This window comes from Bradyrhizobium sp. CER78 (assembly GCF_029846235.1).
Lineage (GTDB): Bacteria > Pseudomonadota > Alphaproteobacteria > Rhizobiales > Xanthobacteraceae > Bradyrhizobium.
Window position 1 is genome coordinate 15,018 of the sequence record NZ_JARVWP010000016.1, and the last position, 13,197, is coordinate 28,214.

Genomic DNA, 13,197 nt, shown 5'->3' on the forward strand with positions numbered 1-13,197 from the left:
TGCATTTCATGCAACTGTCATAGTCTCTAATGCGAACTAACCATCGCGCCAATTTGTGCTGTCATAATCGCTGGTGGTGACGCACGGCACTGCCATTTTTACATGACGTTAAGCCGCGGCGTGACTTGGATGCCACGGGGATTTTGGTTTGAGCATGATCTTTCCCGAAAACCGCTTCGCACTTTTCCGGATCATGCTCGTCGTTCGCGTCAACGGGGCGTGCCATGGTCATGGCCAACAAGAAATCTGCAAAGACATCGGCCAAGTTCAGTTCCGAGATGTTCGCCGACGTTCCGGTGCTGCAGCGCAAGTGGCAGGCGGCGGTCCGTCCCGGTGAAAGGCTGCCGCACTATGAAGACGTGATGCTCGGCAGCCTCGGCCGGCTTGCGGACCATATCGTGTTGTTGCGCGACGTCGATGGCGTGCTGTGCGCTTCGCATACCGGCCGCTATGTGCAGACCTGGCTGAACGACGAGCGTTGGGACATTCCGCTCAGCGCGCTGCCTCCGGACTGCGCGACGGCGTTGACAGAAGCCGCCGCGAACGCGCGCGAGAACTGCCGGCCTTATCTGGCGTCGGCGCATTGCGTGCGCGATGGACTGGTGCGGACCTTCGACGTGCTGGCGCTGCCGACGCGGTCGCGCTGGGGCGGCATCCTGGTCGGCGTCTACGTCAACGAGCGCAACGACCAGTACAATCTGCTCGATACGATTTTCTCGGCCACCGACGAGGGCGTGCTGTCGCTCGCCGCGATTCGCGATGCCCGGGGTGAGGCAGCCGATTTCCAGATCGTTCATCTCAACCAGGGCGCAGCCAGGCTCCTGATGCAGCCCGCAACCGAATTGCTGTGGCGCCGGCTCAGCGCCGGCGGCAATCCGCTTGCGGCGCCACCCGTGATGAACCGCCTGCGCGGGTTCGTCGGAAGCGGCCCCGGCGGCCAGTTCGAGATCGACAGCGGCGATCGCTGCCTGCGGCTCGGCGTCACGGCGTTCGGCGACATGCTGTCGCTGACGGTTTCCGACGTCACCGCGTTGAAGCAGCGCGAGGTGTCGTTCCGCCTGCTGTTCGAGAACAACCCGATGCCGATGTGGGTGTTCGACGCCGGCACGATGGAATTCCTCAGCGTCAACGACGCCGCCGTTCAGCACTACGGGTACAGCCGCGAGCGGTTTCTCGGCATGACGCTGCGCGAGATCTGGCCGGAGGACGAGTGGGGCGCGCACAGCGCCGCCCTGCGCGAGATCGGCGACGTCTATCAATCGAGCCGCGACTGGCGCCACATCAGGGCCGACGGCACAGAAATCCATGTGCTGACCTTCGGACGCCGGGTGGCGTTCGAGGGCCGCGACGGCTATCTGGTCGCGGTGGTCGACATTACCGAGCGCCGCGCCGCCGAGGCACGGATCGCGCACATGGCGCACCATGACGGTCTCACTAACCTGCCGAACCGGGACTTCTACCAGGAGCGCCTGGGCGAGGCGCTGGAGCGCAGCCGCTCCGGCAACCGGCGCGTAGCGGTGATGTGCGTCGATCTCGACCTGTTCAAGAATGTCAACGACTCCTTCGGGCATCCGATGGGCGATCGCCTGCTCAAGCTGGTGGCGGAGCGGCTGCGCGAGGTGGTTCGCGACGACAACGTTGCGGCCCGCCTCGGCGGCGACGAGTTCGCGATCGTGCTTGCCGCCGATGTCTCGCCGAACGAGGCGAGCGCGTTCGCCGAGCGGCTGATCGAAGCCCTGAGCGCGCCCTACGAGATCGACGGGCTCGAAGTCGTGGTCGGCGCTAGCGTCGGGATTGCACTGTCGCCAGGCGACGGCACGACGTCGGAAGAATTGATGCGCAATGCCGACATGGCGCTGTATCGCGCCAAGTCCGAAGGCGGCGGCGTGCATCATTTCTTCGAACCGGAGATGGATCAGCAGGCGCAGAAGCGCCGCGACATGGAGCGCGATCTGCGCGCGGCCTTCAGCAACGGCGAGTTCGAGCTGCACTATCAGCCGCTGGTCGATATCGCAGCCGACCGCATCTCGGGTTTCGAGTCGCTGCTGCGCTGGCGGCACCCGCAGAAGGGCATGGTCTCGCCGGCGGAGTTCATCCCGGTTGCGGAAGACATCGGCCTGATCGTCGCGCTCGGCGAATGGGTGCTGCGTGAAGCCTGCGCCGAGGCGATGAAGTGGCCCGCCGACGTCAAGGTTGCGGTTAATCTGTCGCCGGTCCAGTTCCGCAGCCGCAATCTGGTGCAGGCCGTGATCTCGGCACTGGCGCATTCCGGCCTGCCGGCACGGCGACTCGAGCTCGAGATCACCGAGTCGGTGTTCCTGGCGGAGACCGAGGCCAACCTTGCGATCCTGCATCAGCTGCGCGAGCTCGGCGTCAGCATCTCGATGGACGATTTCGGCACCGGCTATTCCTCGCTGAGCTATCTGCGCAGCTTCCCGTTCGACAAGATCAAGATCGATCGCTCGTTCGTGAAGGACCTGGCGCGGCGCGCCGATTGCCTCGCGATCGTGCGCGCGATCTCCGGCCTCGGCCGCAGCCTCAAGATCACCACGACCGCGGAGGGGGTCGAGACGACAGATCAGCTCGACTGGCTGCGCGCCGAAGGCTGCAACGAGGTGCAGGGTTTCCTGTTTAGCGCGGCCAAACCCGGAAGTGAGATCGCGGGGTTGCTGAGCAAGTTTGCGGAACGCGCGTCGAAGGCGGCGTAGCCGACATTCTAGCGACGCTTCTCGATAGCCTCGCCGGTCTCTTCCGAGACGACCAGAGAGCCTCCGGCATCGCCTTCGGGCATCGGCACGCCGCGCAGCAACAGGAACCTTGCTGCGTGGCGTCCCACCAGCGCGGTCGGAAACCGCATCTGCTTGTGAATCAGGAACTCGCCGCGCTGATTTCGCGTCAGCGCGCCGCTCTGCATCAATTGAACCAAGCCTGCTTCCTGGGGTCTGACCTCGTAAGGCACAGCGGTCGTGCTTGTCACCACGGACACGGCGTCGATCTCGATCAGGCCGCCGGGGGTAAGTTGCCGGAAGTTGCGCTCGACATCGCCGGTCGCGGCCTTCTGGTCCGGATTTGGCGTATCGGGTCCCATCGTCGGAGCACCGACGGCTGGTTTCGCCAGCAAGGCGATGCGATAGCTCTCGGATGTATCCGCCTTGCCCGAGGGAATCTGGAATCCGGTGACCCTCTGAAGGCCCGCGGTGACGTCGACGTCTTTCTTGATCTGTTGCTTGATGGTCGCGGCCGCCTTGGCTGAATCGAGCGACGGCGCATCGGTGAAGTAGCCGAAGCATCCCGATTGGTGTGGAAAGGAGACGCGGTCTGCCGCGAGCCCCGTTACTCCGGCCCATGGCGGATCCTTGGCGGCGTATTTGTTGATACCGGTCTGCGTGGTGGTGATCACGACACGCTCAATCCGCTCGACCGCGCCTTCGAACCGCCAGATGATCGGCTGGTAGGACGCGATGAGGAGATAGAGCGGTTGATCGCCGGGTTCGACGACGATCGTGCCGGCGCCGGTCAGGCTGTCCTGCGAGCCGAGCGCGACGCTCGACAGTGCATTGGTCTCGTAGGTTCCGAGCAGGACCACCTTCGACCGCTCGGACGCCGCCGGCAGGCCGCAATCGATCACGGTCTTTTCCTCGCGGAGCGTGCGTTCAGCACGCGATCGCGCCTCGCTGAGCTCGTCCTGCGAGATCGTGCCGTTGTCGTCGCTATCGACTGCGGCGAAGACCGCGGCCGCGGCCGCTTCGATCTCGACCAGCGAGACCGATGTGCCGCCATTCGGAGCCAGTGGCAGCAATTGCCGGATCGACGTCGCCGCGGCGGACGTGGAATTCCGCGTGTAATTGTTCTGCCGCTTAGCGTAGTCGATGATCTCATTCCAGGTGACGCGTCCGTCGCCGTCGGTATCAGCCGCCATCAGCCGGCGAACCTCCTGGGAGATCTGCTCGTCGATGTCAGCCGGCGACCTCGGCGGGAAAGACAGGTTTGCCGGTCCACGCAGCCGCAGCTCATATCCGAGCTTCTGCCGCAACTCGCTCTCCGTCACCACGCCGTCGCCGTCGAGGTCGGCGTTGATGAACGGCGACGCGGCATTGCTGCGAAAGTTTGCGCCGGCAATGGCGTTCAGAAGATCGGCGTCGGCCGTATCGATTGCACCGTTGCCGTTGGCATCGAGCCGCAACAGCTCGGTGCGCAACGACTGCAGATACCGCGCGAGCGTCGCGCCGGCCTGAACGCGCGCGACAAGATATTGGTTGGGCGCGACAGATTGGTTTGGCGCGATCCGGCGATCGGCCGGCTGAGCATGGGCCTGTCCAATGAACAGCACTGAGCAAACGGTGGCGAGAGCGAAGCCGTGTTTTCTTGACATGAGTCCCCTGTGCGGATGGCGACAATGTAACGGCGCGCGTGTGTCGCAAGCGTTACTCCGTCGCGGCGTGCGAGAGTAGGCCTAACGCAACCGTAACGAGATCGATAAATTTAGCGCGGCGACGGTAGCCAAATGTGGGTGGCGTGAACCCTCGCTTGCAACTTTACCGAAAACTCACGGATGCCATTGCACGGTCGGGCCAAACAGGGATCGAGCCAATGCGACGAACGCTTGTCATCGTAGCTGCTGTCCTCATTGCCGTCGTCGTGCTGGGATCATCGTTGCTGTATGCGCTGGTCAAGGACGGATTTGCCCCTCACTCGAAGCTGACAGCATATTTCACCATCGGCCGGTGGAGCTTGTTCGACATGTCGCACCTCGATGAGTGGAACCGTGCCGCCAAGGAAAAGTACGGGCCGCGATCATCGACGGCGATTCGCGGCAAGAACTGGGAGGCCTATGTCGAGGGCAAGGTGGTCGAGACCAAGGCGTTCACGTCAAGGCCCGCGACCGCCTACGGGGTCTTCATGGTGCCGCACAGGAACAGCTTCCCGTTCGAGGTCTCGATCGATCCGAAGCATACCCTGGACCATGTTCTGGACCATGACAGCACGACCGAGAACATCAAGGAGAAGCTCGCCGGGACCGTCCCAGCAGAGGCGCTCGCGTTCGATGCCGGGGATTGGCGGGTCGCGCATTGTCATTCTCCCGCCGCGCCGGATTTCGGCATTCTCGATCCGGCGCTTCGGCTCGGTCCAACCGATGTCTGCCTGACCCGCTTGAGCGCCGCGGAATCCGGAACGTTCGTGATGGGTTATGCGGTGGTCTATGGCGAACTGTGGACACGTCCGATGTCGAAGCGGATTTGCCGCATTCTGTCGACGTCCTGGATCAAATCGATGATGTCGCGCCCCGGTGTCAAGCGGCCGGATTTCGTCGGCTGTCTGCTCGCCAACAGAGCGAGCGAGACGGCGGATCCGACCCTGGAAGTTCCATCGCCCCATTTCTTCGAGATTCGCGACGACCAGACCGTCGCCGCCATCGATTGAACGGACGACGACGGCGACGACAGGCTCAGAACCGCGTCACGATATCCGTCAGCGCCGGGCGCGGGCGGTCCTCGCTCGGCCTGGTCGGCGTGCCGATGTGGATCAGGCCGGCGAGCTTCTCGTCCGGCTTGAGGCCGAGGCCGTCGAGCACGTCGCGGTCGAAGGCGAACCAGCCGGTCAGCCAGCAGGCGCCGTAGCCGAGTGCGGTCGCCGCGGTGACGATGTTCATCGCGCTCGCGCCGGCCGACAATTCCTGCTCCCACGGCGGCACCTTCGGGTGCGGCTTGGTGAAGGAGACCACGCCGATCACCAGCGGCGCGTCGGTCAGGCGCTTTTTCTCGACCTCGATATCGGCGGCCGGCGCGCCGGGATTCTTGCGGGCAAACACCTTCGCGATCACGTCGCCGGCGCGCACCCTTGCATCACCCTCGAACACGATGAAGCGCCAGGGCGCCAGCTTGCCGTGGTCGGGCACCCGCGCGCCGATGGTCAGGATGGTCTCGAGCTCGGCCGCGGACGGGCCCGGGCCGGTCATCTCGCGCGGTTTCATCGAGCGGCGTGTCTTCAGGAGTTCAATGGCATCGGGCACGGAAATGTCCTTCAAGTGGAGTCGTGCCCCCAAGATGGGGGCACGACCAAGCCGACGAAAGCCAGTTTAGACCGATTGTGAAGATCAGGCGACGGATCGCGCCTGCTTCACGTCCGGCGGCGTCGCCTCATCGACCAGTGCGGCGATCGCCTCGTCGGTCGGCATCACGGTCTGGCGCTCACTGCCGAGGCGGCGGACCGAGACCGAATGGGTCTCGGCTTCCTTCTTGCCGACGACGAGCAGGGCCGGGATCTTGGCCAGCGAGTGCTCGCGGACCTTGTAGTTGATCTTCTCGTTGCGCAGATCGATCTCGACGCGCAGGCCAGCGCGGCGCGCCGCGGCCGCCACCACCTTGGCATACTCGTCGCCTTCGGAGGTGATGGTCGTGACCACGAGCTGCGTCGGCGCCAGCCAGAGCGGGAAGTTGCCGGCATAGTGCTCGATCAGGATGCCGATGAAGCGCTCCATCGAACCGCAGATCGCGCGATGCACCATGACCGGCGCCTTCTTCGAGCCGTCGTGATCGATGTAGAAGGCGCCGAACCGTTCCGGCAGGTTGAAGTCGACCTGGGTCGTGCCGCACTGCCAGTCGCGGCCGATGGCGTCGCGCAGCACGTATTCGAACTTCGGCCCGTAGAACGCGCCTTCGCCCGGATTGATCTCGGTGCGGATCCGGTTGCTGCCCTTGGCCTTGATCTCGGACAGCACGGTCGCCATCACGCGCTCGGCGTGATCCCACATCTCGTCGGTGCCGACCCGTTTCTCCGGCCGCGTCGAGAGTTTCACCGTGAGCTCGCCGTCGAAGCCGAAATCGGCATAGGTTGACAGGATCAGGTCGTTGATCTTGAGACACTCCTCGGCGAGCTGCTGTTCGGTGCAGAACACATGGGCGTCGTCCTGGGTGAAGCCGCGCACGCGCATCAGGCCGTGCATCGCGCCTGACGGCTCGTAGCGATGCACGACGCCGAACTCGGCGAGCCGCAAGGGCAGGTCGCGGTAGCTCTTCAGCCCGTGCTTGAAGATCTGCACATGGCCCGGGCAGTTCATCGGCTTCAGCGCGAACCAGCGCTTGTCCTCGGCCTCGTCGCCGGCGGATTGCGCCGCGAACATGTTCTCGCGGTACCAGTCCCAGTGACCCGAGGTCTCCCACAGCACCTTGTCGAGGATCTGCGGAGCATTGACCTCGTTGTAGTCGCCGAGCAGCCGGCGCCGCATATAGGCGATCAACTGCTGGAAGATGGTCCAGCCCTTGGGGTGCCAGAACACCACGCCGGGGCCTTCCTCCTGGAAATGGAACAGGTCGAGCTCGCGGCCGAGCTTGCGGTGGTCGCGCTTCTCGGCTTCCTCGATCTGCTTGAGGTAAGCGTCGAGGTCGTCCTGCTTGGCGAACGCCGTGCCGTAGATGCGGGTCAGCATCGGATTGTTGGAATCGCCGCGCCAGTAGGCGCCGGCCACCTTCATCAGCTTGAAGGCGTTGCCGACCTTGCCGGTCGAGGTCATGTGCGGGCCGCGGCAGAGATCGAACCAGTCGCCCTGGAAATAGATCTTGATCGGCTCGTTGCCGGGAATGGCGTCGACCAGCTCGACCTTGAAGGCCTCGCCCTTGTCGCGGAACACCTGTTTGGTCTTTTCGCGATCCCAAACCTCTTTCGTGAAGGGCTTGTCGCGCGCGATGATCTCGCGCATCCGCTTCTCGATCGCGGCAAAATCTTCCGGGGTGAACGGCTCGTTGCGGAAGAAGTCGTAGTAGAAGCCGTTCTCGATCACCGGGCCGATCGTGACCTGGGTGCCCGGCCACAGCGATTGCACAGCTTCGGCGAGCACATGCGCGGCATCGTGCCGGATCAGTTCCAGCGCGCGTGGGTCTTCGCGGCCGATCAACTCGATCTTGGCGTCGGCTTCGATGGGATCGTTGAGGTCGGCGAGCGTGCCGTCGAGTGCCATCGCGACGGTGCGCTTGGCGAGCGAGGGCGAAATGCCGCGGGCGATGTCGAGGCCGGTGGTCCCTTTCGGGAAATCGCGCCTCGCTCCATCAGGGAAGGTGAGGGCGATCTTGTTCACGGGTTCTGCGGGTTTGAGGTTCGAGAGGCTGTACTGGAATCCGGATTCGGATTTGGGCGGCGTGTCGGCCATGATGTCTCCTGTAGCTCACTCCTGCGAACGAGCGCAGGTAAGCGGAAAGCAGCGGTATAGCAGGGGATTTGACGCCTGCAATCCGGCAATATCAAGAAATTGGGCCTCCGGCCGCACCAAATCGAGGGAAGCTCGCCAGCGCCTGACGGCTGTGATCGTTGCGACGCTGGCGATCATCGTCTAACGTCAAATGCCCATTCCCCGACATCGCGCGCCCCGCAAGGTTCATGTTTTCCCGTCTCCTGCTTTTCGTGGCGTTGCTTCTGATCCCCGGCGTGTTGCGGGCGGAAGAAGCACCGGTCGAGAAGGTCGGATTCGCAAAAAAGCTGACCATCTATCTCGCCAAGGGACCGGCGAATGCCTGCGGCGCCGGTTGCGATCGCTGGATCGCGATCGAAGGCGAGATCGATCGGGATGCGGCGGCGCGGGTTCGCAGTTTCCTGCTTGCCGTCAAGGACCCGCAGCTTCCGATCTATCTTCATTCGCCGGGCGGCAATGTCGAGCAGTCCTATGCGATCGCGCGGTTCCTGCGCGCACGCAAGGCGACCGCGCGGGTCGGCCGTACCAGCGTGCCGGCCTGTTCCACGGGGCCGCAGATCGACGCCGCCTGCCTGAAGATCAAGGCTGCGAAGGGGGAGGTCGAGGCCGAACTCGCCACGCGCAACGCGATGTGCGTCTCGGCCTGCGCCTATCTGTTCCTGGGCGCAACCGACCGTGAAGTCGCGCCGGACTCGGTGCTCGCGGTGCATAACTCCAGGCTGATGTTCGTGGTCCACGGCCATCCGCCGCCGCAGGTCGTCGCGGACTTCAGGCGGCGCGAGATGGTGAGCGCCGATCGCGACCGCAACGTGTTCCTCGCCGCGATGGGAATCAGCCGTGAGCTCAGCGACCTGATCCGGACCGTGAAGTTCGAGAACCTGCACGTGTTGACGCGTCCGGAGCTCTATCGATTCGGAATCGACACGCGGCCGTTGCCGGACACGCTGTGGGCGGTAGAGAAGGAAACGCGGCCCTATGTCCGCAAGATCGTGCAGCAGAAGAAAGGCGACGGCAGCTCGTTCCGCATGATGGAGTGGCGGCTGTTCTGCGAGAGCAAGGATCGCGGGCGCCTGATGTTCGTGCGCGAGTTCGACGAGGGCGCCGCCGGCAAGAGCACGGTGGTGATGATGGCGGGCGTCACCAAGGCGATCGCATTCGGCAGGTTGCCGGCGCGGTTCGGCAAATACGAGGTCTGGAGCGATCCGGTGACCGCAGACATCGTCAAGGCGATGACCGCGGTCCCGCATCTGCAGATCGGCGAAAGCGCGCTGTCGTCCGACGGCAAGCCGGATCCCACGAGGCCCGGCGTCGCGACATTCGATATCGACACGACCGGGCTGGAGCAGGGATGGACGCAGCTTCTGGCGTCATGTCCCGCTGCGACCGCAGGTCCGAAGCCCGCAAGCCCGTGGCCGGCGGCCGCCACACCGAGCGTCAGCGCGGCGCCGGTGGCATCGCCGTCGCCATGAGCACAAGTGGCGCAAATCGATCACGTGCCATGCATTTAGATGCAGTTGCATTGAAATCGGGGTCTGCTATCAACGCGGCGTGAAACGCTTCGCTCCCACCGCATTGATGCTCGGCAACATCGTCACCGGTTGTTCGGTGCTGGCGCCTGCCGGCATGCTGGCGGAGCTGTCGAGCGGGCTCGGCGTCACGATCCACACCGCTGGCCTCCTGATCACCTTCGGCGCGATCGTGCTCTGCGTGGGCTCGCCGGTGACGGCGTGGCTGACCAGCCGGTTCGAACGGCGAGCCTTGCTGACGGCGACGCTGCTGGTGCTGACGCTGACCAACGCGGCATCGGCCTTTGCGCCGGACTACGACAGTCTCTTGATCATCCGCCTCGTGATGCTCGCGGTCGGCGTGCTCTACACGCCGCAGGCTGCCGGCACCGCGGCGCTGATCGTGCCGGTGGAAAAGCGCGGCAGCACGATCGCCTATATCTTCCTCGGCTGGTCGCTCGCCGCTGCGATCGGGCTGCCGCTGATCACCTTCATCGCAAGCCGTTACGGTTTTCGCGTGACCTATGGTGCGATCGCGCTGACCGGGCTCGTGAGCTGCGTTCTGCTGTGGTGGCGGCTGCCCGGCGGATTGCATGGCGCGCCGGTTGATCTGCGGACCTGGGCCGATCTCGGCCGCAACCCGACCGTCATCCTGCTGCTGTCGATCACGACGCTGCAGATGTCCGGGCAGTTCGTGGTGTTCACCTTCATGGGGCCGCTGCTCGCCAAGTTGACCGGCGCGAACGCGGACGCGGTCGGCATCGTGTTCGCGCTCTACGGCATCTTCGGGTTCGTCGGCATCGCGATCGCAACCCGCATCGTGGATTCCTGGGGCGCCTGGAAGACGTCGGTGCTGTTCACCGCGATGTTGCTCGCCGGCGTCGCCGGCTGGGCGCTGAGCGCCGGCGCCTATGCCTTGATGGCGGCTTCGGTGGCGGTGTGGGGCCTCGGCTTTGCATCGACCAATTCGATGCAGCAGGTGCGTCTGGTCGGCGCGGCGCCGGCGCTTGCATCGGCATCGGTCTCGCTCAACACCTCGGTGCTGTATATCGGCCAGGCCATCGGCTCGGCGATCGGCGGATTGCTGTTCGCGCGCGAATGGCTGCTTAGCGCGGGCTATGTGGCCACCGCTTTCGTTGCGGCGGCGCTCGTAGTGGTGGTCATCACGCGGCCGCGGCAGGCCGCGAGCACAGCCGCGGCCGAGTGAGCTTGCGCGTCACCAATTCACGCTCTGGCTCGGCACGATGAACGCCGTCGTGCTCGGCTGGGTCGCGTTGTGAGTGAAGTAGCCGTAGGCGGCGACGATCACGACGAGCAAGGCAAGGACGGCCAGCAAATCGATCTGCCGGGGATCGTGACCGTTGTGGCTGAGTTTCCAGCGCATTGTTGTTTCCTCCCCAAGGAACAATAAGGGGGCACTGAAACAATGCGCCAACTATCGCCACAGTTCCGCCCGGTAGCAATGCGCGCCGGGCTTGGGAGCGCTGCGGAAATCGATCAGTTGTCGTTGACGCCGCGCCAGCGGCCGTAGCGCCACGGCACGTACCAATGCGCGCCCGGCGGTTTGACCGGCGGCACATTGTCGATCCCGGAGGTGCCCCACGGCTGGCAGCGCAGCAGCCGCGCCAGCGTCATCCACCCGCCGGCCCACAACCCGAAGCGCTCGATCGCTTCATCGCCATAGACCGAGCAGGTCGGCAGATGGCGGCAGTTGTAGCCGACCAGCGGCGACAGCGTGTGCCGGTAGATCCAGATCAAGGCGCGGCCGAAGTTCCGCGGCAAGCGGCGTGCGGTGGTGGCACACTCCATGCATCGTGAATGGTGTGGCGTTGAATGATCGGTCGACGGCATACGCAAGTATGTACGTAGTCTTGCGGGGGTTCCAAGCCAAGGAACTGTTCTGTTGCAGATATTTACGCCACAGTTCGCTATTATCGCACGGCGCTGGTCGCGGTGCAGCAAGGGTCCTATGGACGGTCCAGGTCAGCAAGGCTACCGTTCCCATAACGCGCCGATGACAGAATCGTGGCGCATTGCCATGGGGCCATTGCCACCGCTCGCGTCACCAAGGGCTTTGGGGAAGGAACCAAATTGAGGCTCGTCAGGTCGCTCTCGTTGCGCAGTTGGGTGCTCACCGGCGCCGTTGCCGTTTGCTTTGCGATTTCCGGAACCGTCACGACGACGGGGAGTTCCGCGCAGGCCAGCTCGACCCTCGAAGAGCGCAAGCTGCCGATGAAGTTCAGCTGGATCGCCTGTCAGCCGAATTGCCGCGGCTGGGTGTCCGCGGTCGGCATCATCACGGCCGATAGTCCCAAGGAGTTCGACGAGTTCGCGCGCAGCCGCCAGCTCAACGGCGCCACCATCGTGCTCGACTCCAGCGGCGGCTCGGTCAACGACGCAATCGCGCTCGGCCGCCGCTTCCGCGGTCTCGGCGCGCTGACCACGGTCGGCACCAGCGTCGTCGGCCACGCCGCGCAGGGCGACCGCGCGAGCGTGCTGCCGGACGCCTATTGCGAGTCGATGTGCGTATTCCTGCTGCTGTCGGGCAAGACGCGCTATGTGCCGCCGGCGGCCCACGTCCGCGTGCATCAGATCTGGATGGGCGACCGCGCCGACGATGCCAAGGCCGCCAGCTACACCGCGCAGGACCTGATGATCGTCGAGCGCGACATCGGCCGTCTCGCCAAGTACACCTTCGATATGGGCGGTGCCGGCGAGCTGCTGTCGCTCGCACTCAGCGTGCCGCCGTGGGAAGACCTGCACGAATTGTCGGCGGCCGAATTGCGGCTGAGCAATCTCGTCACCACGGATGCCGTCGCCGACGTGCTGCCGCGGCAGGACAATTCAATTCCCATGGCCGAGGCGAAGCCGAAGAACAACGATCGCTTCGTGAGCACCGCCATGGAGGGTGAGGTGCAGCCGCAGGCCGCGAAGGCGACCAAGACCGCCGAGGCCGCCGTTCCGGTCGGCGCCAGCGCCGCGCCGCCGCCGGTCCAGCCGGCTCAGTAGGAGAGGGCTTGCGCCGGCAGTCAGGCTTACGCCGGCTGCTTTGCCTTGGCCTCGATCTGGCCGATCGCATCGACCACCGCATCGAACGTCAAGAGCGTCGAGGCATGACGGGCCTTGTAGTCGCGCACCGGCTCGAGCAGCGCGATGTCGGCCCATTTGCCGCCCTGCGGGGGCTGGCCATTTTCCTTCAGCATCTTGCGGACCGTCTCGCGCAAGCCGCGCAGCTCCTCTGCGGTCGACCCCACCACATGGCTTGCCATGATCGAGGAGGAGGCTTGGCCGAGCGCGCAGGCCTTCACGTCATGGGCGAAGTCCGTCACCACGGGGCCGTCCATCTTGAGGTCGACCTTGACGGTCGAACCGCACAGTTTGGAGTGCGCGGTGGCGCTGGCGTCCGGGTCGGACAGCCGTCCGAGGCGCGGAATATTGCCGGCCAACTCGATGATCCGCTTGTTGTAAATGTCGTTCAGCATGGGGACAGATGCCTGGTTCCGGCCGTGC

At 64.7% G+C, this 13,197-nt stretch carries 11 protein-coding genes; 5 read left to right on the forward strand and 6 right to left on the reverse strand.

Annotation, left to right across the window (positions count from 1 at the left end; translation table 11 throughout):
* Positions 1-224 precede the first annotated feature (224 nt).
* Positions 225-2,708: an EAL domain-containing protein gene (locus QDT69_RS28105; protein ID WP_279709712.1), complete on the forward strand. Its 2,484-nt coding sequence runs from the start codon at positions 225-227 to the stop codon at positions 2,706-2,708.
* A gap of 8 nt (positions 2,709-2,716) precedes the next feature.
* On the opposite strand, the gene QDT69_RS28110 is transcribed toward QDT69_RS28105, so the two are convergent.
* Positions 2,717-4,372 (reverse strand): EF-hand domain-containing protein, encoded by a 1,656-nt coding sequence (locus QDT69_RS28110; RefSeq protein WP_279709713.1) that lies wholly within the window; start codon positions 4,370-4,372, stop codon positions 2,717-2,719.
* A 218-nt stretch (positions 4,373-4,590) separates the two neighbouring features.
* Between QDT69_RS28110 and QDT69_RS28115 the strand changes: the two genes are divergently transcribed.
* Positions 4,591-5,421 carry a hypothetical protein gene (locus tag QDT69_RS28115; protein ID WP_279709715.1) on the forward strand — a complete coding sequence of 277 codons (831 nt, stop codon included), beginning with the start codon at positions 4,591-4,593 and terminating at the stop codon, positions 5,419-5,421.
* Between the two features lie 25 nt (positions 5,422-5,446).
* On the opposite strand, the gene QDT69_RS28120 is transcribed toward QDT69_RS28115, so the two are convergent.
* Positions 5,447-6,010 carry a nitroreductase gene (locus QDT69_RS28120; RefSeq protein WP_050425664.1) on the reverse strand — a complete coding sequence of 188 codons (564 nt, stop codon included), beginning with the start codon at positions 6,008-6,010 and terminating at the stop codon, positions 5,447-5,449.
* Between the two features lie 84 nt (positions 6,011-6,094).
* Positions 6,095-8,143, reverse strand: a complete 2,049-nt coding sequence (gene thrS / locus QDT69_RS28125; protein ID WP_279709718.1) for a threonine--tRNA ligase — start codon at positions 8,141-8,143, stop codon at positions 6,095-6,097.
* 227 nt (positions 8,144-8,370) lie between these two features.
* Between thrS and QDT69_RS28130 the strand changes: the two genes are divergently transcribed.
* Complete coding sequence (locus tag QDT69_RS28130; protein ID WP_279709719.1) at positions 8,371-9,651, forward strand: ATP-dependent Clp protease proteolytic subunit; 1,281 nt, start codon at positions 8,371-8,373, stop codon at positions 9,649-9,651.
* Between the two features lie 106 nt (positions 9,652-9,757).
* Positions 9,758-10,894 carry an MFS transporter gene (locus tag QDT69_RS28135; protein WP_279709876.1) on the forward strand — a complete coding sequence of 379 codons (1,137 nt, stop codon included), beginning with the start codon at positions 9,758-9,760 and terminating at the stop codon, positions 10,892-10,894.
* A gap of 9 nt (positions 10,895-10,903) precedes the next feature.
* On the opposite strand, the gene QDT69_RS28140 is transcribed toward QDT69_RS28135, so the two are convergent.
* A complete protein-coding gene (locus tag QDT69_RS28140) occupies positions 10,904-11,071 on the reverse strand; it encodes a hypothetical protein (protein WP_279709720.1) in 168 nt (55 codons plus the stop codon).
* A 113-nt stretch (positions 11,072-11,184) separates the two neighbouring features.
* Positions 11,185-11,496: a membrane protein insertion efficiency factor YidD gene (yidD, locus tag QDT69_RS28145; protein ID WP_279709721.1), complete on the reverse strand. Its 312-nt coding sequence runs from the start codon at positions 11,494-11,496 to the stop codon at positions 11,185-11,187.
* 282 nt (positions 11,497-11,778) lie between these two features.
* Here yidD and QDT69_RS28150 point away from each other — a divergent pair, with 282 nt between their 5' ends.
* Positions 11,779-12,696 (forward strand): hypothetical protein, encoded by a 918-nt coding sequence (locus tag QDT69_RS28150; RefSeq protein ID WP_279709722.1) that lies wholly within the window; start codon positions 11,779-11,781, stop codon positions 12,694-12,696.
* Positions 12,697-12,722: 26 nt separating this feature from the next.
* Here the strand turns inward: QDT69_RS28150 and QDT69_RS28155 are convergent, their stop codons facing one another.
* Complete coding sequence (locus QDT69_RS28155) at positions 12,723-13,169, reverse strand: iron-sulfur cluster assembly scaffold protein (protein ID WP_279709723.1); 447 nt, start codon at positions 13,167-13,169, stop codon at positions 12,723-12,725.
* Positions 13,170-13,197: the final 28 nt, after the last annotated feature.